The following is a 25,046-nucleotide window of genomic DNA, read 5'->3' as shown; positions in this document are numbered from 1 at the left end:
GGTCAGGAAGCACTTGAGATCAGCCCTTCGATATCGGCGGGCAGCATCCTCTTGTAGAGCGTGATCGCCCTATCCCCCTCGTCCTCATCCAGCGAGATTGCATAGCGGACGGCGGCGGCGAGAAGCTGCATCAGCAACCGCGCTGGCGGCAGAAGCTCGCCCGCCGACCGCGCAGGCCAGAGTCTTGCGAGGACTGCAAACAGGGCCTGCGCGTGAAACTCCATGTCTTCGGCATCAACCGCGCGCAGCAGCCTGTCGGCTTGCGTCGCGTGCCAGATATCGCGCATGACCGGCTCGCGGCGGAAAAACTGGTAATATTCGTCGGTAATATTGGCGAGCGCCCGATGCAGCGATGCGGCATCCGAAACACGCGACAGTTCATCCTCCACGCAACGCCTGCCCTGCTCGTTGAAGCGTTCGGCCAGGGTTCGGATGATCGAACTCTTGTCGGGGAAATATTGATAAAGCGCTCCGAAAGACAGATCCGCCTTCTCGACGATCTCGCTCATTTTCAGTGCGTCACTGCCCTTCGACTCAATGAGTTCGGCGGCCACCGCCAGGATCTTTTCGAAGCGCTCGCGGCCGCGCTGCTGGCTTGGAATGCGGCGTGGCTGGCCGGTATTGTCAGCCGCGCGCCTGCGCCGGGGCGGCATTTTCTCATCCATGGAACGCCTCTCGAAAGTTGACAAGCAAAATAAGAGAGTTTATCTCATTTTGCAAATAAGAGATTTTCTCTTGTTTTAACCGGAGGGATTCGCATGGCCGCCACTCTTCCCATTCTTCTCGTCGCCGCCGCGATCGGTAGCGGTCTCATTGCAGGCATATTCTTCGCATTCTCGACCTTCATCATGAGCGCCTTTTCGAAAATTCCACCGGAACAAGGCATCGCGGCAATGAACTCGATCAACGTCACCATCGTTCGATCGCCCTTCATGCTGCTGTTCATCCCCGTTGCTGTCATCTGCGTGGGGATTGCGATCATCGCCTTTACGGACTGGCGCGGCAGCGCAAGCCTCTGGATGATTTTCGGTGCCGCCTGCTATCTGATTGCCTCGTTTGTCTCGACGATCATCTTCAACGTACCGATGAACGATGCGCTGGCGAAAGTCAGCGGCAATGGCAGCGCAGCGGCCGATCTGTGGAATGTCTATCTGAGGGATTGGACCTGGTGGAACCATGTCCGCACCGTGGCATCGCTGGCTTCGGCGATTGCTTTCGTGCGTGCGCTGGTGCTGCTCTGAAAGCGAGGCAGGAGATAAAGCTCCCGCCTCGTAGATCACTTTACGTCCGCTCGCAGAAGGCAATCTTGTTGCTGAACGGATCGATGACAGTCATCTCGGCGCCCCACGGCGCGTCTTCGACACCGGGTTTCATGTAGCGATAGTCCTTGACCGAAAGCTCGGCCTGAAAGGCGCGGACACCCTTCATCCAGACGAAGGCCTTGGCCCCGGGGCTGGCATCGCCGGAATGTTCGCTCAGATGCATGATCATGCCGCTGCGCGACACCTGGCAATAGAGCGGAAAGTTTTCGCCGAAGCGGTGTTCCCAATCGAGGGTGAAGCCCAGAAAGCCGCAATAGAATTCCATGGCCTTCGCCACGTCGAAAATGCGGAAGATCGGGATCGGCGGCTCGATCGCGATCGATGGTCCGCCGCCTTCCGCATCATCCAGCTTCGCGGCCAGAATATTCCATTGATCGAAGCCGAATTGCCTGGCAACGATCTCCAGCGTCTCGCTGTGCGTCAGGGAAATGTCGCGGCTGGCCAGCGCCTGCCGCAGTGCTTTTGCCATGGTCTTGGCATCGCGAAAATCGCGCATCGTTCATCCTTCCATCGGCGGCGAACAGGAAGATCAGTGCCCGCGTCTGCTGACCCGTTCGCCATCGTTCGCCATTGGCAAGGATGTGAAGGATTTCATCTGGATGCATTCACCTTAGCGCTTGCGCGCCGCGGGACGGCTGGCTGCATCCGGCCAATGCCGACATTAGCGATTAATGTTGGATGATCAAGAGGCGCTGCGAACCGAGGGGGCGTCGGGAACAGCCAGCAGATGGCTGGCAAGTTCAACGCGGTTGCGGCCGGCGCGCTTGGCGGCGTAGAGCGCCTTGTCGGCTTCGCTCAGCATGGTGTCGAAATCCATCGGTGTTGCGCGGCCCGGCGCCACGCCGATGCTGACGGTGCAGCGCAGCGTCTCGTCTTCGACATAGATCTCGCGCTCCTCAAAGGTGCGGCGGATGCGTTCGGCAATCATCTCCGCCCGGCCCGGCATAATCTCCTTGAGGACAAGGGCAAACTCCTCGCCGCCGAGACGGGCGACGGTATCTCCATCGCGGCAATGAGCGCCGAGCTCGCCGGCGAAAACCCGCAGCACGCGATCTCCGACAGCATGGCCATAACGGTCGTTGATCGACTTGAAATGGTCGAGATCGAAGATGATGACGGCCGTGGAGGCGCCCATCAGACGCTCGCCGTGACGATCGAACAGCGCGCGGCGGTTCATCAGGCCGGTCAGCGGGTCGGTAATCGCATCCTGCCTGTGGCGGGCCGCCAGACGCCATTGATGCAGCGCCAGCGACAGGGCGCCGATACCGGTCATGCTGGCGATGCAGACGGCAAGGCTCAGATCCTCGGCCCAGTTGTTGGGCGCAGCGCCAAGCACCATCTTGCCATCCCAGATCAGAACCGCAGCGCAGAGCGCAAAGGATATCCCCGTCAGCGTGTAAAGGACGGTGATGCCCATGATTGGCGCCGGCGCCTCGGCACGCGCGCGCCAGTATTGATAGGCGGTGGCGAGCAGCAGCAGGGTGATCGACGTGTTATCGGCGATGAAGCCGAGGCCGTCGTAACCGGCAATCATGCTGCCGACCGGCACCAGCATCGCAACCAGCGCATACGAGAGAATGCCCGCGAGCGGCAGACGGTTGGTGCGGAATTGATAGCCGGCACCCCATATGGCCGCGAAGCCCGCTTGAAAGAGGACAAAGCTGGCGGTGCCAGAGATCAGGCCGGGCGACGAAACATAGACACTGTAAACGAAAATGCCGCTGACGACGAGAACGAGGCCGCAGGTGCAGGTCAACAGAAAGGTTTCGGCACGCCGTGCAAACCAGCTGCCCATCAGGGTCACAGCCAGACACGTTGCTGAAACGCCGAGCGCCAGCAAAAGGGAATTATAATCCAGCATCATGCTTTCAAAACTCCGCGGCTTCTGCCGCGCCCTACAATTCGTCCAGAAACTAGCCTGTCACTGGTGACGAATGTCTTATGTATTCTGTTAAAAAATCATGGACCGCGAACGCGAATATTCGAACCGCGAGCCTGTCATAGTATCGGCAACACGGATACCCGCCGAAATTGACGGTAAAGCCGGTTTTCCTTAGCGTTTTACATCCCAATGCAGCGGGAACATCGGATCGAAGACTGTCACAGAGCCCGCGCCCGTCTCGATCTTTGACGGAAACGTGATCGCTTCATCACGCCTGACCAGCGTGACCTTCTCGTCATTCGGCTGCAGGCCATACCAGGCCGGGCCATTCAGCGAGGTGAAAGCCTCGAGCTTGTCGAGCGCATTCTCCTGTTCGAAGACATGCGCCAGGCAGCTCATCGTATTGATCGAGGTATAGATACCGGCGCAGCCGCAGGCGCATTCCTTCAGCGGATCGACGTGGGGAGCCGAATCCGTGCCGAGGAAGAAGCGCGGATCGCCGCTGACGGCGGCGGCCCGTAGCGCCAAGCGATGGTTCTCGCGCTTGGCGACCGGCAGGCAGTAATAATGCGGACGGATACCGCCGACGAGGATGGCGTTGCGGTTGATGATCAGGTGATGCGTGGTGATCGAGCCCGCCAGATTGGCTTTCGACGACTTGATGTAGTCGATGCCATCGGCCGTCGTCACATGCTCCATCGTCACCTTCAGTTCCGGCAGACGCTTGCGGAGCGGCTCGAGCACGGTTTCGATGAACACGGCTTCACGGTCGAAGATATCGATCTCCTGCGTCGTCACTTCGCCATGAACGCAGAGCGGCAGGCCGATCTTCGCCATGCGCTCCAGAACAGGCATCGCCTTGTCCATATTGCGCACGCCGCCGTGAGAATTGGTGGTGGCGCCGGCCGGATAGAGCTTCACCGCGGTGATCAGGCCGCTCTTCTTGCCCTCTTCGACATCGTCGGCGCTCGTACGCTCCGTGAGATAAAGTGTCATCAGCGGCTCGAAGCGATCGCCCTGCGGCAGCGCCTTCATGATCCGCTCACGATAGGCGCGCGCATCCGCTGTCGTCACCACAGGCGGCACAAGGTTCGGCATGATGATGGCGCGTGCGAAATCGCGGCTGGTGTCACCGATCACCCCCTCCAGCATGGCGCCATCGCGCAGATGCAGGTGCCAGTCATCGGGACGGCGGATGGTGATCGATTGCATGGGAGCCTCCGGAGCGCTGCGGGTGGCGCTTCGATAGCATCAACAGGCCGATGGAAACAACCGTTTAGACAACGCCGAAATCACTTGTGAGCCTTGCGCACGAACCGGCCGGCGACAACTGCCAAAGCGGAGGCACCGATTGCGTAGCATGCATATGCGGCGGCCTGGTTCGCGAGCGGAATGCCGGCATCCAGCAGCTTACCGGCGATCAAGGGAGCGCTGCCAGTGATGACGATCCGGATCGCTTCGAAGCGCGAGCGGACATAGCCGAATTGCCCGGTGCCGAACAGATCCGCCCACAGGATAGTCCCGAGCTTGAGATCGACCGCCGCGGATATTCCGAGAAGACCCATATAGAGGGGCGCGGCCCAAAGGCCGTCAAAGAGTGCGATGATACCCAGCCCTATTGCCAGCGGCAGAAGAAAGACAGGCAGAATACGGATGACGCGGATTCTGTCGATGAGGGGCGCCACGAGAACCGATGTCACAGCCTGCGCAACGGCGAAGGCGGAAAAGCAGCCCGCCAGCCATTCAAGCGGCCAGCCTTTTTCCGTGGCGAGGACGGCCTGATGGAAGATCATGGCCGTCAAAATGAAGGAGACAGCCAGCATGGTGGGGCACAGAAGCAGCATCAATCCGAGCTTTGGCCGGGCTATTTCCGGCTGAGCCGATGGGCCACTGATCTTCGCCGCACGGCTGGCCGCATCATCGCGCGGCAGCAAGTGACATGCTGCGCAGACGCCGAAAACGACGGCTGCGCCCGTAAGCAGCCACGTCCCCCGCCACCCGGCAAAACCTATGACGGCAACCGCTCCGGCCGGTATGAAAACCAGGGCCGCCGAATAGACGAGGCTGACGACAGCCATCGCTTTTCCGCTATCTGCCGGGAAGAACCGGATCATCGCCGTCATTGCCGTGTGGACCATCAATCCCTGACCGGCCAGCCGAAGCAGAAAGAGGCAGATGCCGAAGACGATGACCGATGCAGGCGACAGGGCGATCATTGCGCAGGCAAGTCCGAGCAAAAGGCCGGCGCCCAGCGTGAATTTGCGAAGGCTTACCGCATCGACCTTCTGACCGAGATAAGGCAGCGCGAGCGCCGACGCGAAAGTCGCAATGGCAAACACTGCTCCCAGACTTCCGTCACCGATCGCGTAGTGGGTGCGGAACGCATCCGAGAACAGCGAAATGAAGAAGGTCTGTCCCGCGCTCGACAGGATCATCAGAATGATCGCGGAACTGAGGAGCCGGGGGTTCCGGCGTGTGAAGGGAATATAGGATCGGAGCATGTGGCAAAGGCAGACTTAAAAACGCGCGTGAGGCCTAAAAAACAAATGCCTGCAGCTGAAAATGAAAAACCTCCGGCTAGAGAAGCCAGAGGCTGAATGGATGTCGCGATTCTTGCCGATCAGCAAGAGCCGTTGATTGCCAGCCCTAGAGCGCAATCTCCAATGTCATGTCGGACGGGCGGCGGTTCTCCAGGATGAGGCGGCCGTTGGGGAGATCGTTGCCATAGACCTTGGCGCTTGCCTCTTCTTCCGTGAGCTTGTAGCCGCGCCAGCGCTCCCAGAGGCGCTCCTCGAGCACTTCCATCGGCGGTGCCAGCATGATCGTGTAGTCGAAGATGCCGTCGAGGGCGGCCCACTTGCCCTGCGTGAACAGCAGGTAGTTGCCTTCGACAATGATGAAACGGTCGTGTGGCGAGATGGGGCGGGCCGAGGCGATCGACAGTTCGCGGGAGCGGTCGAAGACCGGGACCAGAACTTCCTGATCGGCCGGACGCACGGCGCGGACGATATCGAGGAAGCCGCGGACGTCGAAGGTCTCCGGGATACCCTTACGGGCGAGCAGGCCGCGCTCGATGAGCACGGCATTGTCCATGTGGAAGCCATCCATCGGCAGGACGGCGGCGGTTTCGCCGCGCGCCTTCAGGCCGTTGGCGAGGTTGTCGGCCATGGTGGATTTGCCGGCGCCGGGCGGGCCGGCGATCGCCACGAGGAAGCGCTTCGCACCTCCGGCGCGGTCAAGAACCGCGCCGGTGATTTCATCTATCGCGACGTTCATGCGGCGACCGTCTCCTGCGGAGCGGCCTTTGCACCGGTCATGAAGGCAACGGCATCCGACATCGTGTATTCCTTTGGATTGATCACCGTCAGGCGGCGTCCGAGGCGGTGGATGTGGATGCGGTCGGCCACTTCGAAGACATGCGGCATGTTGTGCGAGATCAGCACGATCGGAATGCCGCGTGAGCGGACATCCAGAATGAGCTCCAGAACGCGGCGGCTTTCCTTGACGCCGAGCGCTGCCGTCGGCTCATCGAGGATGATGACCTTGGAGCCGAAGGCGGCAGCACGTGCCACGGCAACGCCCTGGCGCTGACCGCCGGAGAGCGTTTCCACCGCCTGATTGATGTTCTGGATGGTCATCAGGCCGAGTTCGGAGAGCTTGGCGCGCGCCTGCTTTTCCATCGCCGAGTGATCGAGCTTGCGGAAGAACTGACCCATGAAGCCCGGTTTGCGAAGCTCGCGTCCGAGGAACATGTTGTCGGCGATCGACAGCGCCGGCGACAAAGCGAGGTTCTGGTAGACCGTCTCGATGCCTGCCTTGCGGGCTTCGATCGGTGACGAGAAGTGGATCGGCTGGCCTTCCAGCCGGATCTCGCCTTCGTCGGGACGGATTGCGCCTGAGATCGCCTTGATGAGCGAAGACTTGCCCGCGCCGTTGTCGCCGATCACGGCGAGAATCTCGCCGGGATAGAGGTCGAAGTCGGCATGATCGAGGGCGGTGACGCGGCCATAGCGTTTGACCAGACCGCGCGCCGTGAGAAGGGGTTCGGTTGCCATCAGCCTGCTGCCTTTCTGATCCACTGATCGATACCAACGGCGGCGATGATGAGCACGCCGATCAAGAGATAGGTCCACTGGACATCGGTGCCGAGAAGACGCAGGCCGAGCGAGAAGACGCCGACGATGAGCGCCCCGAACATCATGCCGAGAATGGAGCCGCGGCCGCCGAAGAGCGAGATGCCGCCGATCACCACGGCCGTGATGGACTCGATGTTGGCAAACTGGCCCGCTGTCGGAGAGACGGAGCCGATACGGCCGATCAGAGCCCAGCCGGCAAGCGCACAGATCAGACCCGAGAGTACGTAGGTCGAGACCAGCATGCGCTTGACGTTGACACCGGAAAGGCCGGCGGCTTCAGGGTCGTCGCCGACGGCATAGAGATGCCGGCCCCAGGCGGTATGGTTCAAGACATACCAGAGGACGGCGACGAGCAGGACCATGGCGATGACGCCGTAAGTGAAGACTGCGCCGCCGATGCGGAATGTATTGCCGAAGAGCTGCAGCAGCGGCGCCTGGGTTTCAATGTCCTGGGCGCGGATCGTCTCATTGGCCGAATAGAGGAAGTTCGTGGCAAGCACGATCTGCCACATGCCAAGGGTAACGATGAACGGCGGCAGCTTCATGCGGGCAATCAGCAGGCCGTTGATGTAGCCGCAGAGAGCGCCGACTGCAAAGCCCGAGAGCACCGCGATCTCGACCGGAAGGCCGTAGCGGAACACGAATTGTCCCATGACCACCGACGACAGCACCATGATGGCGCCGACCGACAGATCGATACCGGCGGTCATGATCACAAGCGTCTGCGCGGCGCCGACGATGCCGGTAATCGCCACCTGCTGCAGGATCAAGGTCAGCGAGAATGCCGAGAAGAATTTCGTACCCAGGAGGGCGCCGAAGATGATCAGCGAAAGCACAAGAACGATCAGCGATACGGCCGAAGGCGACGAGTGCAGGAAATGCCTGAATTTCTGGAGGACCGAATTGTCATCCGTGTCGAAAGACGCGACGTCCTTCGAGCTGTCCTTGAGAACTTTTTCGTAGTCGTGATGCGGTGCGGCTGTTGTTGGCTCGCTCATGGAAATCCTCTGCGTGACCCCACTCCCTAAGGGGTGTCCGGCCGCTTTCAGGCCAGACGTGGGTTAAGCTGCACCCAATTCGGCGCGCTGTCAAAGATGAGCAGGGAGCGGAGATGCCGCTGGGCATCTCCGCGTTTTGGTTCAGGCTAGGCTGGGGTCAACCCCAGCACTTGCCGAGGCCTTCCTTGGTGTCGATCGACTTGACGCCGGAGACCGGCTTGTCGGTAACCAGGGTCACGCCGGTGTCGAAGAAGTTCTTGCCTTCGGTCGGCTTCGGCTTTTCGCCGGAGTCGGCGAACTTCTTGATCGCTTCGATGCCGAGAGCGGCCATCTGCAGCGGGTACTGCTGCGAGGTGGCGCCGATGACGCCATCGGCAACATTCTTGACGCCTGGGCAACCGCCGTCGACGGACACGATCAGCACGTCCTTCTCGCGGCCGACAGCCTTCAGCGCTTCATAGGCGCCGGCAGCAGCCGGTTCGTTGATGGTGTGGACGACGTTGATGGTCGGATCCTTCTGGAGAAGGTTTTCCATCGCGGTGCGGCCGCCTTCTTCGTTGCCGTTGGTGATGTCGTGGCCGACGATACGCTTGTCGTCTTCGTCACCGATCTTGTTCGGATCCTTCGGGTCGATACCGAAGCCCATCATGAAGCCCTGGTCGCGCAGAACGTCGACGGAAGGCTGGGACGGGGTCAGATCGAGGAAGGCAACCTTGGCGTCTGCAGCCTTGTCGCCCAGCGTTTCCTTGGCCCACTGGCCGATCAGCTTGCCGGCGAGCAGGTTGTCGGTCGCAAAGGTCATGTCGGCGGAATCGATCGGCTCAAGCGGGGTGTCGAGCGCGATGACGAGCAGGCCGGCATCGCGGGCCTTCTTGATGTTGGGAACGATGCCCTTGGTGTCGGAAGCAGCAATCAGGATACCCTTGGCGCCATCGGCGATGCAGGTTTCGATAGCGGCAACCTGGCTTTCGCTGTCACCGTCGATCTTGCCGGCGTAGGACTTCAGCGTGACGCCGAGTTCCTTGGCCTTTGCAGTCGCGCCTTCCTTCATCTTGACGAAGAAGGGGTTGGTATCGGTCTTGGTGATGAGGCAGGCCGAAACATCGGCGGCCATTGCCGGAGCCGAGAAGGCGACGCCGAGTGCGAGCGCGCCGAAAGCGAGAACTGATTTCTTCACGAGAACTCCTCCCAGAGAGTAAGCGGATCGCCGTCATGGCCAGACCCGTATTTTCAAGCACGAACGCCGCCTCGGATTTCGCCGGAAGCCTCCTCCAAGACCGTTCGATGCCGTTCACGATGGCGATTAAAAGCGAAAAGAAAATCGCTTGTCAATAAATAAATCCAATTGAATTATTAATTCGATGTGGCATGGTGGTTGAAAATAGGGCATAGGCCGATGATCGGGAGGAGTGCCCAATGTCGTCCCTGGAAGGCCCGGCGCATGCGCCGGCCGCACCGCCAATTCTGAACCCCGCCGGGGGCGCAAACCAGATCCGGGTGCGCGCCTATAACGAGCGGCTCGTGCTATCGCTGGTGCGCCTCTACGGCGCCCTGTCGAAGGCGGATATCGCGCGCCGCAGCGGCCTTTCGGCCCAGACCGTCTCGGTCATCATGCGGGAGCTGGAAAAGGACGGGCTGCTCTCACGCGGCGCTCCAGTGCGCGGGCGCGTCGGCCAGCCATCCATTCCCATGCATCTCAATCCGGATGCCGTCTATTCCTTCGGCGTGAAGATGGGCCGGCGAAGTGCCGATCTGGTGCTGATGGATTTCGTCGGCAATATCCGCATGCAGCTGCACAAGACCTATGCCTATCCACTGCCCGGCGACTTCCTCGATTTCATCGTTTCGGGGATTGCCGAACTTGAAAGCCGGCTGGATGCGAAAGAGCGCAGCCGCATCGCCGGCATCGGCATCGCCGCCCCCTTCGAGCTGTGGAACTGGGCGGAGGAGGTCGGCTCGCCGCCTGGCGCCATGGATGTCTGGCGCGGCCTCGACCTGCAGGCCGAAGTGACGAAACGGGTCTCCTATCCCGTTTTCCTGCAGAACGACGCCACCAGCGCCTGCGGCGCCGAACTGGTTTTCGGTGTCGGGCCGTCCTATCCGGATTTCGTCTATTTCTTCATCGGCTCGTTCATCGGTGGCGGCATCGTGCTGAATTCGGCGATCTTTTCCGGCCGTACCGGCACCGCCGGCGCGATCGGCCCCCTGCCCGTCCGCGGCAAGAATGGCGAGACGCTACAGCTGCTTGAAATCGCTTCGATCTTCGTGCTCGAAAACATGCTGCGCGACCGCGGCATCGATCCTGAACCGCTCTGGTATTCTGCCGATGACTGGGTGGATTTCGGCGAAGCGATGGAGCTCTGGATCCAGGACTCTGCCAAGGCGCTGGCACAGGGGATCGTCGCCGCAGCCTCGATCATCGATTTCAGCGCCGCGGTGATCGATGGCGGCTTCCCCGGCTGGGTGCGTGAACGGATCGTGCGCGCGACTATACACGAGGCGGAAAAGCTCGACCTTCAGGGCGTCGTCATGCCGGAGATCATCGAGGGCGCTGTCGGGTCGCAGGCGCGGGCGATCGGCGGGGCGAGCCTTCCGATCTTTGCGCGCTATCTCACCGACCAGAACGTGCTGTTCAAGGAGATTGAAAATGCTGAAGGGGCTTGATCCGCTCTTGAGTCCGGAACTGCTGTCGACGCTGCGCGCCATGGGCCACGGCGACGAAATCGCCATCGTCGACGGCAACTATCCAGGCGTAGAACACGCGCGCCGGCTGATCCGCCTCGATGGCCATGGCCTCATCCCGGTTCTCGATGCGGTGCTCAGCGTGCTGCCGATCGACGATTTCGTACCCGAAGCGATTTTCCGCTCTACGGTGAAGGCCGAGCGCGACAAGCTCGATCCGGTGCATGAGGAGATGATCGACTGCTGCGCCAGGCACGAGCCGCATCAGCCCGTCGTACCGCTCGTCGGCCAGGATTTCTACGGCCGCGTCCGCGCCGCCCACGCCCTCATCCAGACCAGCGAACCCCGGCTTTATGCCAACATCATCCTGCGCAAGGGCGTGATCTATCCGCTTGCCGCCGGTGAAGGCGGCAAGCCGAAGGTCGAGCCCTTCGACTACTAAGCCTAGATCTCACCTGCCTGCGGACCCCAGACATCCGTCAGGGCAAAACCGCCCGGATGCGGATCGAATGGGTCGAGGGCGACCTGGGAGAGGCCGAAGGTGAAGCCGCGGCCGGTGATGGTCGGGATGATTGCCGGGCGTCCGGCGACTTCGGTGACCGACTGCAGGCCGACTTCGAATTCCGAGCCGATGATCGAGCGCGACTTGAAGATGTCGCCAGGCTTTGCCTTGCCGCGGGCATGCAGCGTGGTGAGATTTGCCGAGCTGCCGGTGCCGCAGGGCGAGCGGTCGGCGCGGCCGGGCCACATGGTCGTACAGGTGCGCACAGCGCCATCCGGCTCGATATCGCGGAACATCACATAGGCAACGCCTGAGATCGCCGGGATTTCAGGGTGAACGACCTTGATGTCGCGGTTGATGATATCCTTGAGAACCATGCCGGCGCGCACCAGCTCGGCGGCATTGGACTTCTCGATCTTCGAGCCGATCTGGCCGACATCGACAAGCGCATAGAAAATGCCGCCATAGCAAAGATCGACCTTGATCGTGCCCCATTCCGGCGTCTCGACGTCGACATCAAGCTCGTGAACGAAGGCCGGGACCATGGTCAGGCGAACCTTCTCGCAGCGGCCGTCGCTGCAGGTTGCGACTGCCTTGACCAGACCGGCGGCGGTCTCGAGCGTCACCACCGTTTCCGGCTCCTTCATCTCGACGATGCCGGATTCCAGCAGGGCCGTCGTCACGCAGATCGAGTTCGAGCCCGAGCTCGCATGCGCCTGGTCGGGCTGCAGGATGATGAAGGCCGCATCGGCATCCGGATGCTTGGCGGGCAGCAGGAGATTGACCGAGCCGATCGGTGCGCCGCGCGGCTCAAGGCAGAGAAAGCGTCGCAGCTCGGTACCCTTCGGATCGGTGTTCAGCCAGTGCAGCTGGGCCGCCACGGTTTCGCCGGGGATCTTCGGCACGCCGCCGATCGCGACCTTGCCGATTTCACCTTCGCAATGAACATCCAGAAGCTGGATCGTGCGCTTCCATCTCATCCGTCTCGTCCTTCCAAAGCGAGCCAGAGCGGCTCGTCGTGCAAATCAGTATCTATCGATGCGGAACGGCGTCATGTCGATCGCCGGCTTCGTGCCCGAGACCATATCGCCAATCAGCTGCGCCGTCGTGGCGGCAAGTGTCAGGCCGAGATGGCCGTGTCCGGTGGCATAGAAAACACCCGGCACCTTCGACGAGGCCGATATGATCGGGATGGTATCAGGCAGTGCGGGGCGATGGCCCATCCACTCGCTGGTATCCTCGACTTTCAAGCCGGGCAGCACGCGCTGCGCATGGCGCACGAGAACCCGTGGACGGCGGAAATCAGGCGCGGCATCGAGGCCTGCGAGCTCGACATTCCCGCCGACGCGAATGCCGCCTGCCGTCGGCGTGACCATGAAGGCGCGATGCGGCCAGATCACCGAATAGCGCATGGCAATGCCCGGTTTCATGATCTGCGTGTGGTAGCCGCGCTCGGTTTCCAGCGGGATCGGCTCTCCGAGCTTTGCGGCAAGATCGCGGGTGTGAACACCGGCGGCAACGATAACGGAATCAACCTCGGTGCGGCCGCCGCTTTCCAGGATCACGGCCGAGGTTCCCTCGGGCTTTCGCTCGATGCTGCGCACGCTACCCGACAGGAACCGCGCACCGGCTGCCTCTGCGGCAGCCGCCAGCTTGACGACAAGCTGGTAGGGTTCGCGGATCGATTTATTGTCCGGCAGCAGCACCGCCTTGGCGACCTTGGACGACAGCGCCGGCTCATAATGCTGGATCGCGCCGCCGTTCAGCACTTCGAACTCGAAGCCGTAGCGCTGCATCATCTCGATATGGCCGCGATCACCGGCAAACTCGGACTCGGTCTCGTAGATCGCGAGGCAGCCTTCATCGGTCATCAGTTCGGGGGCGCCGATTGCCGAAAGCATGGCGCGGGTATCGGCGAGCGCGCGTCCGGTCAGCAGCATTCCGGCATCCTCGATCTGGCGCAGGCGCGAGGGCCGTCCGGCGGCGATGAAGCGCAGGAACCATGGCAGCATCTTCGGCGCGTAGGATGGACGGAGCCAGACCGGACCTTCAGGATCGAGAAGCCAGCGGGGGATCTTCTTCCAGGTGGCGGGGCCGGACCCGGCAGCAAAATCGAGCGCGATGCTCGCCATATTGCCGTAGGACGTGCCGCGGCCCGGTTCGCCCTTGTCGATCAGCGTGACCTGAAATCCGCGTCTCTGAAGCTCGAAGGCAATCGAGGCGCCGATCACGCCCGCGCCAATCACTGCAACTGTTCGCTTCACGTCTTCAGTCATCGCGTCATCCATCATAGCGGGGCCGCCTGCAGCCACCGTCAATCGACGTGATATATCAGATCGCGGACCTTGCCTATGGAAATTTTCACTGGCTCGGCAGCCCTGCCCCGACGCTGTCGCCGACGGAGCCTGCAGTGTTTTCCACCGACTGACCAAGACGTTTCAGCTGCGCATCGTAATTGCGCCGGGTGCGCGGATCGAAGATCGCAATCGGCGTGCTGACGGCAACGCTGGCAGCGCTGCCGACGGTCTGCGCGGCGCCGATAGCGACGGCTCCGACGGCCTCGCCGAGACCGACATTCGAGTCGGTGATGGCCTGACCTGCGATCAGGCGATCGCCAATCAGCTTCACGACTTCGGGACTTTCTGCAAACTTTCCGTGGTTCAGCCGGTCGCCGCCCTTGAGCTTGGTCAGGTCGAGCACGGTGATGCCGGCGGCTTCGAGCTTGCTGCGATAAGGCTCCACCGACGGGTCGATCTGGCCGAGGCGATCGACATTACCGGAGATCCGCCGCGACAGTGCCAGTGCCCGGTCGTCGCGCGACACGAAGATCGTGAAATGCGGCTTCTCCTTACCGAGGCTGGCGAACTGGCGGCCGAAGACGTCTACATCGAGATCGGGAGAAGCGAGGATGATGTTGTTGATCTTCGACGCGACTTTCCCGTCGCGGATCGCCATCTGCCGGAGCGCCTCGACGGTCAGCCAGGTTCCCATCGAGTGGGCCATGATGGTGACGTCGCTGACTGCGGGGTTATCGGCCGTGCGCCGCAGCAGCTCCTCCAGCGCATCGCGCGAATAATTGGTGCTTTCCTTGTCGTAGTTGTAGTCGAAGATCGAACCGCGGGACGGCCAGGTAAAGACGACGGGCGCCACATCCGCATGTGAATCGTGGACGATCTGGGCAAAGCGGTAGACGGCATCTTCGTAGAGGTTGTTGAAACCGTGCACGAAGATCAGCACACGCTTGCTTTTTGGCATATGCCCCTTCAGCCATCCCTCGCCTGCCTTCTCACCCTGCAGCGGATCGACGGAAACAGTCACGAAATTGCGCAGGGGATCGGCGGGCAGGCGCGTCGGCCATTGAACCTGGCCGACCTTGCGGTTGGCCTCCGGAGGGATCGAGACATCAACAGCATTGACCATCAGACCGGTGCCGCGCTCGCCGGAGAACAGCACGCCAGGATCGGTATCCGGCGCGCGCGTCGTGGCGACCAGCAGATTGACCTGCGATGTGCCGGGCTGAACGGATCCGACAGGCGTCATGACGCCAGTCGCGCGGCCACCGCATCCCGACAGGATAAAAGCCGAAAGCGTCACTGCCGCAAGCGTCCTGCGCATGGCTCCCGAGCCGCCCAGCATGCATTCTCCTCTTCGAATACCGGCAATGCGGCTACGGCCCAAATAAGACGCTGGCAGGAGCGGAGTCAAATAAGGCAGCAATCGTGGATATGGTGAAACTTTGCGCCCGGCCTTGCCGTTATTGCCTCTGACCCCGGGACAAATCGGATGGACGCCATGAAAGCCGTTCTCATCGCCCTTGCTTCGACGACCCTGCTGCTTCCGTCCCTCGCCCGCGCGGAACGCCTCGCAGAAGACGATATCCGCCGCGACATCATCGGCAGGACGATCTATCTCGCGACGCCGCTCGGCGGCGAACTGCCGCTCAACTACCACACATCCGGCGCAGTGGACGGCAGCGGCAAAGCGATCGGCCTCGGGCGCTATTTCAAGCCCAGCGATACCGGCAAATGGTGGATCCAATCGGACCAGCTCTGCCAGAAGTTCCAGACCTGGTACAAGGGCGCACCGATGTGCTTCCAGCTGGAGCGGGCAGGTGCCGGCAAGGTGAAGTGGACGCGCGACAACGGTGAGACCGGCGTGGCTCGGATCGGCGAATAATTTTCGAGAGCTGAAATAGAAAAGAGCTCGGTGCGGGAGGAGGTGCACCGAGCTCTTGATCTTGACTGGCAACTGGGAGGAGGAGTGTTACCAGTCGGCGTAAGAGCGCTGGGAGGAGGAGTGCGCTGCTTACGGAGATATAGATAGCCCATTCATTTGGTCAGGAATAGGGATAATACCGCAACGCAGCAATGCACAATACGCATGACTAACTGTATCAATCTTGAGAAGACGCCTCATTTTGCAGCAATTTTAATCAGACGGTCAAATATTTGCGCAGAGTTTGATGGTGAAGAAGGACACGGCAGCCTAATTGCCGCCGCGTCCCGATGATTTCGTCAAGCGGCCTTGAAGAGCTTCCTGCCTTCGGCGTCGAGAGCGGCGAATTCTTCTTCGGACAGCGTTATTCCGACAGCTGCGACGTTTTCTTCCAGATGCTTGACCTTGGAGGTACCAGGGATCGGGAGCATCACCGGGCTGCGCTTCAGCACCCAATCGAGCGCGATCTGGCTCGGCGCGGCATTGTGCTTCCTGGCGATCGTATCCAGCAGCGAGCCGGGTTTTGCCAGATCGCCTGCAGCCAGTGGATACCACGGGATGAAGCCGATATTGTGCTTTTCAGCATAATCGAGCACGTCCTCGCTGGTGCGATCGACGAGGTTATAGCGGTTCTGGACCGTTGCGACCTTGAAGTATTTCGATGCAGCCTGGATATCGGCCACCGAAACCTCGCTCAATCCCGCATGCCGGATCAGCCCGGCGGCCTGCAGCGACTTGATCGTATCGAATTGCTCGCCGGCCGGCACCTTCGGGTCGATGCGGTGCAGCTGCCAGAGATCGATTTGTTCGACCCCGAGATTGCGCAGGCTCTTGTGCACCTGCTGGATCAGATACTCTGGGCGGCCGAGCGGCAGCCAGATGTCGGGACCATGGCGGGTCAAGCCACCCTTCGTGGCGATGACCGAGCCGTGGCTATAGGGATGCAAGGCTTCCTTGATCAGCCATTCGGAAATGTCGGGCCCATAGGAATCGGCCGTATCGATGAAATTGACGCCAAGCTCTGGAAGACGCTTCAGCGTGCGGATGGATTCGGCGTGATCGGCAGGTTCACCCCAGATACCCCGGCCGGTGACGCGCATGGCGCCAAAGCCCAGACGGTTGACCTGGAGATCGCCGCCAATCTTGAAGGTGCCGGATTGCGCGGCATTCAAAGCGGACATGGTCTTTCCTCCCTTATGGATGCGTGAAAACAGGCGAAGTCGCTGAGCTGGCGACGTGCTCCCTGGCGCCTGATGACAGCGCCGGCGGCGTCAGCCTCGTGCAGGCGGAACGATCCCGTTCCGTGCCAGCTTTACATGGGCAGGCAGCTCGCCGGAGGCAATATGTCTGATGCCGCCGCAGCTGCCTTTTCAGCCACAGTGCGATCGGGTGCAGGTGAAGCCCGCTCCTAGTGTCGAGAGGAAGCGTGTAGCGCCTTACTGATCGTAGACCGCGCGATAGCCTTCGGACGAAGCACAGGCGGTATAGGCCCGCCGGGCAGCGCTACGCGACACGGCCTCGCCCTCGCCCTGGTCGTATTGGCCGCTGATCTGAGAGCGCTCCTTGTAGAGCCGCATGGATTCGTCATAGGCGGCATTGCCTTCACCCATGCACATCGTATGCGCGACGAAGGATGGATTGACCGGCGTACCGACGGGATAAAGAACCGGAGAGTTGGCCCGATCGACGCAACCGGAAAGCAAGGCTGCCGCTCCAGCAACCGACACCGCAACCAACATTCTTGCCTTCATCGCATTCACTCCTGCCTGCCTCCGGACAATCCGGCGCCAGACGCAGATAGCCGCGCAAGGTTGCGCGAAGCTAGGCTACTCGATGATTTTCAAGGAAAGAAAATGAGTGGCGCACCCGAAGAGATTCGAACTCCTGACCCCCAGATTCGTAGTCTGGTGCTCTATCCAGCTGAGCTACGGGTGCGTCTCGAAGCGGCTGAACCGCTTGCGTGGCGATCCTCTAAAGCCTCCTCCGGGGGAATGCAATAGGCTTTGTGAAAAAATCGCGACTTTCGATCTGCAGAGCTGATCTGCGAATTTTGCTTTACTTTTCAGCGTGGCTGCGGATGCGGTAATCTTCCAGCGAAACCGGGCGATCCGGCACTTCGATGCGGAACTGCGTGCCCGCTGAGGGCTTTTCCACAAGGGCAATGGTGCCGCCGTGGGCAAGCACAAGCTCACGAGCAATCGCCAGACCGAGGCCGGTGCCGCCGGAGCGGGCCGAACCGCGGAAGGCGGTGAAAAGGTTCTGACGAGCTTTCAGCGGCATGCCAGGACCGGTATCGTCGATGATGATGCTGACCACGCTGCCGACGCGTTGCGCGGAGACGGTGATGCGCTTGACGCCATCGGCACCGAGTTCGCCCGGCATCATCAACGCCTGCAGCGCATTGCGGCAGAGATTGTGGATCACCCGGAAGAGCTGTTCGTTGTCGCCGTCGATCTCGATGTCGGTGGGCATCTGCTCCAGAAATTCGATGCCGCTGGCCGGATCGATGGCCAGCATGTCACGAACGTCCTGGGTCAATTCCAGCAGCCGGATGCGGCGTCGGCGCGGCGCCGATTCGGTCGTCTGGCCGTAAGACAGCACTTCGGTCGTGTAGCCGACGGCGCGGTCGATCGTTCTGAGCAGCTTCGGCGCAAAACTCTTCACCATCGGATCGTCGACATCGACGAGACGGTCGGACATCAGCTGCGCCGAGGCCAGAATGTTGCGCATGTCATGATTGATCTTGGAAACGGCAAGGCCGAGCGCCGCGAGGTTCTTCTGCTGTTTCAAGGTCTTCTGCAATTCGATCTGCATCGCCGTCAGATGACGGCCGGCGACTGCCAGCTCGTCCCGTCCGCCATCGCCGACAAAGACGTTGTGAGGGTTTTCCGGATCCGTCGAAAACTGCTGCATGCTGCCGCTCAGATTGCGGATCGGGCGGATCAGGATGCGGTTGATGACGAAGAAAACCAGCGTTGCGGTAAACAGTGAGATCAGGACCGACAGAAGCAGAACGTTGCGTGCATAGACGAACATCGCGTTGCGCAAAGCCCTGTCCTTCATCACCACTTCGACGCCCGTCGCGGTATCGCCGACCGGGCCATAGACGCGAATCATCCGGTTGCCGCCGAAGATCAGCGTATCGAGCGCATCGCAAATGGCGTTTACGGGAGTGACTTTCGTCAGATCGTACTGCTCATCGACGGAGGTCGGCATCTCGGTCATGGCCAGAAGCCGCGAGGTGCCGTCCTTGCGAAGTACGATCGCCTTGGTGCCGGTTGCCTCCAGGGTTTCCTTCTGGAGCATGCGCGGCAGCTCGACGGGCTGAAGGCCATCGATGACGATGGCGGCAGCGGCAGCGGTGTTGAGCTTGTCGTCAAGCCAGCGGATACGCATGCTGGCGACCGACGGGAAGAAGATCAGAACTTCGGCCAGCATGATGAAAAGCACGGTCATCCAGAGCAGCTTGCCGGAGAGCCCACCAAACCACCCTGCAGGGCGTTCGCCGCCCGCAGCCGTCATATTCACTGGCATTTCGCTTTGGTCTTGCACCGGCATCGCTGTTTCCGTTCGGCGCAAGCGCCTGCGAGGCAGAGACTTATAATAGACGGTTTGCGATCTGCTTTCAAATCTTCGCGAGGCGCGGCAAGTCGTCACAAAAGAAAACGCCGCCCGAAGGCGGCGTTTCCGATTAGAAAGCTCTGGATTCGGAGATCAAAACTCTTCCCAGCTCTGCTCTGCGACCGCCGCATTGCCGTTGAAGGCGCGGGCGACGGTGTTCATGGCGCGGCGCGCGGGCGAGGCGACCGGGCGATGTTCTTCGCGGCGGGCAACGGCCACCTGCGGCGCAGGGCCGTTGGAGACCTTGAAGCGCGAGATGAGTCGGACGAGACCATCGGCTTCGGCAGACAGCTTGTGGGTCGCAGCCGAGGTTTCCTCGACCATTGCCGCATTCTGCTGGGTGACCTGGTCCATCTGGTTTACGGCGGTGTTGACTTCCTTGAGGCCGGTCGACTGTTCCTTCGCCGCGGTTGCGATCGAATGGATGTGGTCGTTGATGGCGATGACGCGGGTCTCGATTTCCGACAGCGCCTCGCCGGTTGCCTGCACCAGCTTGACGCCGACATTGACTTCATCGCCCGACTTGGTGATGAGCGCCTTGATGTCCTTGGCAGCGGTTGCCGAACGCTGAGCCAGTTCGCGGACTTCCTGAGCGACAACCGCAAAGCCCTTGCCTGCCTCGCCGGCACGCGCTGCCTCAACGCCTGCATTGAGCGCCAGCAGGTTGGTCTGGAAGGCAATCTCGTCGATGACGTTGATGATCTGGCTGATCTCGCGGGATGCCTGCTCGATGCGGCCCATGGCATCTACCGCATTGCGGACGACGACACCGGATGCACCCGACTTGTCCTTGGCTTCGGAGACCATGACGCTGGCTTCCTGGGCACGCTCGGTCGAATTCTGGACAACCGCCGTGATCTCGTCGAGAGCGGCAGAGGTTTCTTCCAGTGCGGCAGCCTGCTGCTCGGTACGCTTCGACAGGTCGTCGGTGGCAACGCGCAGTTCGTTGGTGTTGCCGTTGATGGCTTCAGTCGTTTCGCGAACTTCGCGCATTGTTGTCTGCAGCGTCACGAAGGTGCTGTTGACGTTCTGCTGCAGTTCGGCGAAGGCGCCCTGGAATTCGCCGCGCATCGTCTGCGTCAGGTCACCATCGGCAAGGCTTGCAATGACGCGGCGGGTTTCGTTGACGCCGGTGTCGACGCTGGAGAGCAGCGAGTTGATGTTGCCTGCGAAATGGTTGAGGCTTTCGTCCTCGTAGTCCTTGTCGATGCGGCGGCTGAAATCACCGGCGGCAGCGGAGGCAACGACGACAGACATGCTCGACTGCAGGTCATCGCTCTTGGCGCGCATCGCCGTTTCCTGGGCGTTGAGGCGCTTGATGGCGAGGCCGTTTTCCTTGAAGACGGCAACGGCCGCGGCCATGTCGCCGATTTCATCCTGGCGGCCTGCATAGGGCACTTCCGCTTCGAAATTGCCGTCGGCGACTTCCTTGATCGCGGTCGTCACTTTCTTGATCGGGCGGCTGAGGTGGCTGGTACCGATATAGAAGCCAAGGCCGACGCCCGCAGCGATACCGATCGTGGTGATCGCAAGCACAAGCCAAAAGACAGAGTTGCGGAAGGCCTCGATCTCGTCATCGACGGCATCGAGTTCGGCCTTGTCGGTCTTGACGATTGCGTCGATCTCGGCCTGGAAGGCCTTGCGGTTGGCGCGGTTGGCGTCGTTATTACCCTGATCGTTTGCGGCTGCAGGGCCGACTTCGGTGCCGAGACGTGCAGTCTCGGTGCGGAAGGCGCGGAATTCCTTGGACCGATCGACGAGCTTGCCGAAGCTATCCTTCTGGCTCTCAGGAACCAGCGGCGCCCAGCCAGCGATCACCTTGTCGATCTCATCGAGATCGGTGTTGATGCCTTTGGCAAAAGGAGCGACGTCCTTGATCTCCTTGGAAGCATAAATGCCACGGGCTTCCATCACGGTTGCCGTGACGAAACGATTGAGACGCTCGCCGGCATAAGCGCGGCTGGAAGCGCTTTCATAGGCGGTCAGCTTATTGTTATACTCGTTCATAGCGAACAATGCCGTCGCGCCGATGACCAGCGCAACGCCAGCCATAACGCTGACAAGCAAATTGATCTTTCCACGAATTTTCAAAGTATAGTCTCCCTAGGGGGTGAAGAGAGACTGGAAAGCAAATTCCCAGCCGAATGACCAAAATATCGGCGAAATTTCTTAAAGTTATGTTTCGGATTTTAGCTATTACGACTACAAGAAATTATCCCTATTATTCGGGCTCACAGCAGATTTTTCGCAAAAATTGCAATCAGCAAGACCGAACCAATGGGAAATCGTGGCTGCCTCAGAAGAACTTCGGCAAAATTCAACCTTCTGGGGTATTGTCGTAGTCGTTAACACCCTGATGCGACTTTTTGCATATTGGCGTTTTAGCGGGCAGGCCGCGTAGACGATTTTTACGGCTATAATTGACTTTTTTGGCGACCCTCCCTATAAGGCGCCGCACGTCCGGTCACTATAGGTCTTTTGGCCTCGCCCGTTCGCAAAAATAACGCTCCTTGCACTTTGCAAAACGTAAGAAGGGCCGCACTCCGCGGTATTAAAATAAATGAAGCGTACTTACCAACCATCCAAGCTTGTCCGCAAGCGCCGCCACGGTTTCCGTGCACGTATGGCTACTGCCGGTGGCCGCAAGGTTATCGCCGCTCGCCGCGGACGTGGCCGCAATCGTCTTTCGGCTTAAGGCCGGAATTGCCCGATAAGAGATGGCGGGCGAATTGACGACCAAAAAAGAACAAGAAGAAATGACTGTCGGGCGGCTGAAAAGCCGCCCGCAGTTTCTTGCTGTTCGCGTAGGCGAAAAGCGCAGGGGCGGCTTCTTCCTGCTCGAGGTACTCGACCGCAAGGAACCCGACACCGAAGCCCGCGTCGGCTTCACAGTCACCAAGAAACATGGCAACGCAGTCGAAAGAAACCGCATGCGGCGGCGTCTTAAAGAGGCGGTGCGGCTTCATGCAGGGTTTGCAATGCAAGCCGGACACGACTATGTGGTTGTCGCGAGAAGGGATGTCTTAAAGGCATCTTTCCAACAATTGACTGCGGAGCTCAAAGCCCGCGTTGAAAACAAGCCGAAACAAAAGCGGTCGAGTGAAGACCGCTCCAGGAACGTATGATGCAAAACAACCGCAATTATTTCATTGCGATCGCTCTTTCGGTGCTGATCGTTCTTGGCTGGCAGTTCCTCTATATGAATCCGCGCATCGAAGCGCAGCGCAAGGCGCAGGAAGCTCAGAAGGCGCAGCAGACCACCGAGCAGACGCAGACGCCTGCAGCAGGTGGCGCACAGCCGGCTCAAACGAGCGGCGCCGCTCCGAGCGGCCAGGTGGCGACGGTGGCAACACGCGAAGAAGCGCTCGCCAAGTCGCCGCGTGTCGCAATCGATACCGCAGCTCTTTCGGGCACCATCAACCTGACGGGTGCCCGCCTCGACGACCTGAAGCTCAAGGGCTATCACGAGACCGTCGACAAGAGCAGCCCGATCATCACGCTGTTCTCGCCGGCTGAAACCAAGGACGGCTACTTTGCCGAACTGGGTTACGTCGGCAGCGATCAGACCGGTACGGTTCCGGGCGCATCGACCGTGTGGACGGCACCGGAAGGCGCGAAGCTGACCGAAAAGACGCCCGTTACGCTCACCTATACGAACGACAAGGGCCTGACCTTCGCGCGCACGATCTCGGTCGATGAGCGCTACATGTTCACCATCGCCGACAAGGTGACGAACAGCGGCACGAATGCAGCGGCGATCTCTTCCTACGGCCGCGTCACGCGCTATAACAAGCCGACCACGCCTTCGGTCTATGTTCTGCATGAAGGCTTCATCGGCGTTATCGGCGAAGACGGTCTGGTCGAGAGCAAGTACACGGCTGTCGAAAAGGAAGCCGTTACGCCTGCCAAATCCACCGGCGGCTGGCTCGGCATCACCGACAAATACTGGGCGGCAACGATCGTTCCGCCGCAGAAGTCCGCTTATGAAGCGCGCTTCGCCTACTATCCGGGCACGCAGCCGAGCTATCAGGCTGACTACAAGGAAGACGCCGTCAGCATCGCTCCCGGCCAGTCCGTCGAGCTGAAGAGCCTCGTCTTCGCCGGCGCCAAGGAAGTTCCGGTTATCGACGGCTATGAGGCTTCCTACGAGATCCCGCGCTTCGATCGCCTGATCGACTGGGGCTGGTTCTACTTCCTGACGAAGCCGATGTTCAAACTGATGGACTTCTTCTTCCGTTACTTCGGCAATTTCGGCGTGGCGATCCTTCTGACCACTATCGTCGTCAAGGCATTGTTCTTCCCGCTCGCCAGCAAGCAGTACGCTTCGATGGCGAACATGAAGCGCATGCAGCCGAAGATGGAGGAGCTGAAGGCCAAATTCGGCGACGACCGCATGGGTCTGCAACAGGCGATGATGCAGCTCTACAAGGACGAGAAGATCAATCCTGTCGCTGGTTGCTGGCCGATCGCGCTGCAGATCCCGATCTTCTTCTCGCTCTACAAGGTGATCTACATCACCATCGAAATGCGCCACGCGCCGTTCTTCGGCTGGATCAAGGACCTTTCGGCTCCCGATCCGACCTCGATCGTCAATCTTTTCGGCCTGCTTCCCTTCGAAGCGCCGACCCTGCTGCATCTCGGCGTATGGCCGCTGATCATGGGCATCACGATGTTCCTGCAGATGCGCATGAACCCGACGCCGCCGGATCCGACCCAGGCCATGATCTTCACGTGGATGCCGCTGGTATTCATGTTCATGCTGGCGAGCTTCCCGGCCGGTCTCGTCATCTACTGGGCCTGGAACAACACGCTCTCCGTGATCCAGCAGTCGGTGATCATGAAACGCCACGGGGTGAAGATCGAGCTCTTCGACAATCTGAAGGGCGTCTTCAAACGAAAACCGGCGCCATCCAAGTAGACTTAGAAAAGCCCCGCTCCGGCGGGGCTTTTTCTTGGCGGCAGAAATGATCTATAAGGCAGCCCATGACAGAAAAGAACGATAAGCCCCTCTTCGGGCGGCCCTGGATCTTCATCCGTGGCGTGCCCTCCATGAAATTCCTGCCGCCGGAAGGCCCATTCGAAATCGCCTTTGCCGGACGCTCGAATGTCGGCAAGTCGTCGCTGATCAATGCGCTGGTCGGGCACAAGGGGCTGGCGCGCACCTCGAACACGCCGGGACGGACCCAGGAACTCAACTATTTCGTTCCCGACGGCTATTCCGGCGCCGAAGGCGACATGCCGCCTATGGCGCTCGTCGACATGCCGGGCTACGGCTATGCCCAGGCACCGAAGGATCATGTCGACGCCTGGACGAAGCTGGTTTTCGACTATCTGCGTGGCCGCGCCACGCTGAAGCGCGTCTATGTGCTGATTGACAGCCGTCACGGTATCAAGAAGAACGACGAGGACGTGCTGACGCTGCTCGATAAGGCAGCCGTCTCCTATCAGATCGTGCTGACCAAGACCGACAAGATCAAGCCGCCAGCAGTCGCGAAGCTGCTCGCGGAGACGCTCGAGAAGATCAAGAAGCGGCCTGCCGCCTACCCGTTCGTGGTCGCGACCTCGTCCGAAAAGGCAGAGGGGCTCGATGACCTTAGGCAGGCGATTGCCGAGACGGTGGAAATCAGCAACTGGAAATGAAAGAGGCGCCCCGAAAGGCGCCTCCCCACATTCTCCTGCCTGCAATCA

General features: G+C 60.6%; 24 protein-coding genes and 1 tRNA gene. 8 read left to right on the top strand and 17 right to left on the bottom strand.

The features are described 5' to 3' along the window. Positions 1-2: 2 nt before the first annotated feature. Positions 3-665, bottom strand: coding sequence for a TetR/AcrR family transcriptional regulator (locus AC1DNK_RS01835; protein ID WP_477939045.1), 663 nt, complete (start codon positions 663-665; stop codon positions 3-5). Between the two features lie 93 nt (positions 666-758). On the opposite strand from AC1DNK_RS01835, the gene AC1DNK_RS01830 reads away from it, so the two are divergent. Further along, positions 759-1,241, top strand: coding sequence for an anthrone oxygenase family protein (locus tag AC1DNK_RS01830; protein ID WP_477939043.1), 483 nt, complete (start codon positions 759-761; stop codon positions 1,239-1,241). A 40-nt stretch (positions 1,242-1,281) separates the two neighbouring features. Here the strand turns inward: AC1DNK_RS01830 and AC1DNK_RS01825 are convergent, their stop codons facing one another. From AC1DNK_RS01825 to AC1DNK_RS01790, 8 genes are all read right to left on the bottom strand, one after another. After that, positions 1,282-1,818 carry a glyoxalase superfamily protein gene (locus AC1DNK_RS01825; RefSeq protein WP_477939041.1) on the bottom strand — a complete coding sequence of 179 codons (537 nt, stop codon included), beginning with the start codon at positions 1,816-1,818 and terminating at the stop codon, positions 1,282-1,284. Positions 1,819-2,004: 186 nt separating this feature from the next. After that, positions 2,005-3,186: a GGDEF domain-containing protein gene (locus AC1DNK_RS01820; protein ID WP_477939039.1), complete on the bottom strand. Its 1,182-nt coding sequence runs from the start codon at positions 3,184-3,186 to the stop codon at positions 2,005-2,007. A gap of 189 nt (positions 3,187-3,375) precedes the next feature. Next, positions 3,376-4,416 carry a dihydroorotase gene (pyrC, locus tag AC1DNK_RS01815; RefSeq protein WP_477939037.1) on the bottom strand — a complete coding sequence of 347 codons (1,041 nt, stop codon included), beginning with the start codon at positions 4,414-4,416 and terminating at the stop codon, positions 3,376-3,378. An 80-nt stretch (positions 4,417-4,496) separates the two neighbouring features. After that, positions 4,497-5,639 carry an MFS transporter gene (locus tag AC1DNK_RS01810; RefSeq protein ID WP_477939035.1) on the bottom strand — a complete coding sequence of 381 codons (1,143 nt, stop codon included), beginning with the start codon at positions 5,637-5,639 and terminating at the stop codon, positions 4,497-4,499. Positions 5,640-5,850: 211 nt separating this feature from the next. Further along, on the bottom strand, positions 5,851-6,480 hold the full coding sequence (locus AC1DNK_RS01805; RefSeq protein ID WP_477939033.1) for a nucleoside triphosphate hydrolase: 630 nt from the start codon (positions 6,478-6,480) through the stop codon (positions 5,851-5,853). Next, positions 6,477-7,259, bottom strand: coding sequence for an ATP-binding cassette domain-containing protein (locus tag AC1DNK_RS01800; RefSeq protein WP_112385310.1), 783 nt, complete (start codon positions 7,257-7,259; stop codon positions 6,477-6,479). The genes AC1DNK_RS01805 and AC1DNK_RS01800 overlap by 4 nt, the downstream gene beginning before the upstream one ends. Then, a complete protein-coding gene (locus AC1DNK_RS01795) occupies positions 7,259-8,338 on the bottom strand; it encodes an ABC transporter permease (protein ID WP_112385309.1) in 1,080 nt (359 codons plus the stop codon). The genes AC1DNK_RS01800 and AC1DNK_RS01795 overlap by 1 nt, the downstream gene beginning before the upstream one ends. Before the next feature lie 157 nt (positions 8,339-8,495). Beyond that, positions 8,496-9,515, bottom strand: coding sequence for a sugar ABC transporter substrate-binding protein (locus AC1DNK_RS01790; RefSeq protein WP_112385308.1), 1,020 nt, complete (start codon positions 9,513-9,515; stop codon positions 8,496-8,498). A gap of 239 nt (positions 9,516-9,754) precedes the next feature. Between AC1DNK_RS01790 and AC1DNK_RS01785 the strand changes: the two genes are divergently transcribed. Together AC1DNK_RS01785 and AC1DNK_RS01780 are read left to right on the top strand one after the other, a co-directional pair. Then, positions 9,755-11,002, top strand: coding sequence for an ROK family transcriptional regulator (locus AC1DNK_RS01785; protein ID WP_477939032.1), 1,248 nt, complete (start codon positions 9,755-9,757; stop codon positions 11,000-11,002). After that, positions 10,986-11,462 carry an RbsD/FucU family protein gene (locus AC1DNK_RS01780; RefSeq protein WP_477939030.1) on the top strand — a complete coding sequence of 159 codons (477 nt, stop codon included), beginning with the start codon at positions 10,986-10,988 and terminating at the stop codon, positions 11,460-11,462. The genes AC1DNK_RS01785 and AC1DNK_RS01780 overlap by 17 nt, the downstream gene beginning before the upstream one ends. Before the next feature lie 2 nt (positions 11,463-11,464). On the opposite strand, the gene AC1DNK_RS01775 is transcribed toward AC1DNK_RS01780, so the two are convergent. The 3 genes from AC1DNK_RS01775 to AC1DNK_RS01765 form a co-directional block, all read right to left on the bottom strand. After that, the gene (locus AC1DNK_RS01775; RefSeq protein ID WP_477939028.1) at positions 11,465-12,502 is read right to left on the bottom strand and encodes a proline racemase family protein; all 1,038 of its coding nucleotides are present in this window, start codon (positions 12,500-12,502) and stop codon (positions 11,465-11,467) included. Between the two features lie 45 nt (positions 12,503-12,547). Continuing rightward, positions 12,548-13,798 carry an NAD(P)/FAD-dependent oxidoreductase gene (locus AC1DNK_RS01770; protein ID WP_477939026.1) on the bottom strand — a complete coding sequence of 417 codons (1,251 nt, stop codon included), beginning with the start codon at positions 13,796-13,798 and terminating at the stop codon, positions 12,548-12,550. 85 nt (positions 13,799-13,883) lie between these two features. Then, complete coding sequence (locus AC1DNK_RS01765) at positions 13,884-15,137, bottom strand: alpha/beta hydrolase (RefSeq protein WP_477939853.1); 1,254 nt, start codon at positions 15,135-15,137, stop codon at positions 13,884-13,886. Positions 15,138-15,314: 177 nt separating this feature from the next. Here AC1DNK_RS01765 and AC1DNK_RS01760 point away from each other — a divergent pair, with 177 nt between their 5' ends. Further along, a complete protein-coding gene (locus tag AC1DNK_RS01760; RefSeq protein WP_112514347.1) occupies positions 15,315-15,698 on the top strand; it encodes a hypothetical protein in 384 nt (127 codons plus the stop codon). 338 nt (positions 15,699-16,036) lie between these two features. On the opposite strand, the gene AC1DNK_RS01755 is transcribed toward AC1DNK_RS01760, so the two are convergent. The 5 genes from AC1DNK_RS01755 to AC1DNK_RS01735 form a co-directional block, all read right to left on the bottom strand. After that, positions 16,037-16,918: an aldo/keto reductase gene (locus AC1DNK_RS01755; RefSeq protein ID WP_477939024.1), complete on the bottom strand. Its 882-nt coding sequence runs from the start codon at positions 16,916-16,918 to the stop codon at positions 16,037-16,039. Positions 16,919-17,173: 255 nt separating this feature from the next. Next, entirely contained in the window at positions 17,174-17,488 is a 315-nt protein-coding gene (locus tag AC1DNK_RS01750) for a hypothetical protein (RefSeq protein ID WP_112514067.1), read from the bottom strand. A 107-nt stretch (positions 17,489-17,595) separates the two neighbouring features. Further along, a tRNA-Arg gene (locus AC1DNK_RS01745) sits at positions 17,596-17,672 on the bottom strand. Positions 17,673-17,792: 120 nt separating this feature from the next. After that, complete coding sequence (locus AC1DNK_RS01740) at positions 17,793-19,295, bottom strand: sensor histidine kinase (RefSeq protein WP_112385301.1); 1,503 nt, start codon at positions 19,293-19,295, stop codon at positions 17,793-17,795. 156 nt (positions 19,296-19,451) lie between these two features. Next, a complete protein-coding gene (locus tag AC1DNK_RS01735) occupies positions 19,452-21,449 on the bottom strand; it encodes a methyl-accepting chemotaxis protein (protein ID WP_477939021.1) in 1,998 nt (665 codons plus the stop codon). A 469-nt stretch (positions 21,450-21,918) separates the two neighbouring features. Between AC1DNK_RS01735 and rpmH the strand changes: the two genes are divergently transcribed. The 4 genes from rpmH to yihA all read left to right on the top strand — a co-directional run bounded on the left by rpmH (position 21,919) and on the right by yihA (position 24,998). Continuing rightward, positions 21,919-22,053 (top strand): 50S ribosomal protein L34, encoded by a 135-nt coding sequence (rpmH, locus tag AC1DNK_RS01730; RefSeq protein ID WP_112385299.1) that lies wholly within the window; start codon positions 21,919-21,921, stop codon positions 22,051-22,053. A gap of 22 nt (positions 22,054-22,075) precedes the next feature. Beyond that, positions 22,076-22,483, top strand: coding sequence for a ribonuclease P protein component (gene rnpA, locus AC1DNK_RS01725; RefSeq protein WP_112385298.1), 408 nt, complete (start codon positions 22,076-22,078; stop codon positions 22,481-22,483). Continuing rightward, complete coding sequence (yidC, locus tag AC1DNK_RS01720; protein WP_112444503.1) at positions 22,483-24,276, top strand: membrane protein insertase YidC; 1,794 nt, start codon at positions 22,483-22,485, stop codon at positions 24,274-24,276. Before rnpA ends, yidC begins: the two co-directional genes overlap by 1 nt. Positions 24,277-24,341: 65 nt before the next feature. Continuing rightward, positions 24,342-24,998 (top strand): ribosome biogenesis GTP-binding protein YihA/YsxC, encoded by a 657-nt coding sequence (yihA, locus tag AC1DNK_RS01715; RefSeq protein ID WP_112385297.1) that lies wholly within the window; start codon positions 24,342-24,344, stop codon positions 24,996-24,998. Positions 24,999-25,046 lie beyond the last annotated feature (48 nt).

Source organism: Rhizobium sp. 01N424 (genome assembly GCF_056399485.1).
Note: the sequence above shows the minus strand (reverse complement) of the source record. Positions and strands in the feature narration are given on the sequence as shown.

Bases quoted from the DNA above. Each gene is read 5' to 3' on its own strand.
- AC1DNK_RS01835 (WP_477939045.1), bottom strand. From the start codon at position 665: ATGGATGAGAAAATGCCGCCCCGGCGCAGGCGCGCGGCTGACAATACC.
- AC1DNK_RS01830 (WP_477939043.1), top strand. From the start codon at position 759: ATGGCCGCCACTCTTCCCATTCTTCTCGTCGCCGCCGCGATCGGTAGC.
- AC1DNK_RS01825 (WP_477939041.1), bottom strand. From the start codon at position 1,818: ATGCGCGATTTTCGCGATGCCAAGACCATGGCAAAAGCACTGCGGCAG.
- AC1DNK_RS01820 (WP_477939039.1), bottom strand. From the start codon at position 3,186: ATGATGCTGGATTATAATTCCCTTTTGCTGGCGCTCGGCGTTTCAGCA.
- pyrC (WP_477939037.1), bottom strand. From the start codon at position 4,416: ATGCAATCGATCACCATCCGCCGTCCCGATGACTGGCACCTGCATCTG.
- AC1DNK_RS01810 (WP_477939035.1), bottom strand. From the start codon at position 5,639: ATGATCCTGTCGAGCGCGGGACAGACCTTCTTCATTTCGCTGTTCTCG.
- AC1DNK_RS01805 (WP_477939033.1), bottom strand. From the start codon at position 6,480: ATGAACGTCGCGATAGATGAAATCACCGGCGCGGTTCTTGACCGCGCC.
- AC1DNK_RS01800 (WP_112385310.1), bottom strand. From the start codon at position 7,259: ATGGCAACCGAACCCCTTCTCACGGCGCGCGGTCTGGTCAAACGCTAT.
- AC1DNK_RS01795 (WP_112385309.1), bottom strand. From the start codon at position 8,338: ATGAGCGAGCCAACAACAGCCGCACCGCATCACGACTACGAAAAAGTT.
- AC1DNK_RS01785 (WP_477939032.1), top strand. From the start codon at position 9,755: ATGTCGTCCCTGGAAGGCCCGGCGCATGCGCCGGCCGCACCGCCAATT.
- AC1DNK_RS01780 (WP_477939030.1), top strand. From the start codon at position 10,986: ATGCTGAAGGGGCTTGATCCGCTCTTGAGTCCGGAACTGCTGTCGACG.
- AC1DNK_RS01775 (WP_477939028.1), bottom strand. From the start codon at position 12,502: ATGAGATGGAAGCGCACGATCCAGCTTCTGGATGTTCATTGCGAAGGT.
- AC1DNK_RS01770 (WP_477939026.1), bottom strand. From the start codon at position 13,798: ATGACTGAAGACGTGAAGCGAACAGTTGCAGTGATTGGCGCGGGCGTG.
- AC1DNK_RS01765 (WP_477939853.1), bottom strand. From the start codon at position 15,137: ATGCGCAGGACGCTTGCGGCAGTGACGCTTTCGGCTTTTATCCTGTCG.
- AC1DNK_RS01760 (WP_112514347.1), top strand. From the start codon at position 15,315: ATGAAAGCCGTTCTCATCGCCCTTGCTTCGACGACCCTGCTGCTTCCG.
- AC1DNK_RS01755 (WP_477939024.1), bottom strand. From the start codon at position 16,918: ATGTCCGCTTTGAATGCCGCGCAATCCGGCACCTTCAAGATTGGCGGC.
- AC1DNK_RS01750 (WP_112514067.1), bottom strand. From the start codon at position 17,488: ATGAAGGCAAGAATGTTGGTTGCGGTGTCGGTTGCTGGAGCGGCAGCC.
- AC1DNK_RS01740 (WP_112385301.1), bottom strand. From the start codon at position 19,295: ATGCCGGTGCAAGACCAAAGCGAAATGCCAGTGAATATGACGGCTGCG.
- rpmH (WP_112385299.1), top strand. From the start codon at position 21,919: ATGAAGCGTACTTACCAACCATCCAAGCTTGTCCGCAAGCGCCGCCAC.
- rnpA (WP_112385298.1), top strand. From the start codon at position 22,076: ATGGCGGGCGAATTGACGACCAAAAAAGAACAAGAAGAAATGACTGTC.
- yidC (WP_112444503.1), top strand. From the start codon at position 22,483: ATGCAAAACAACCGCAATTATTTCATTGCGATCGCTCTTTCGGTGCTG.
- yihA (WP_112385297.1), top strand. From the start codon at position 24,342: ATGACAGAAAAGAACGATAAGCCCCTCTTCGGGCGGCCCTGGATCTTC.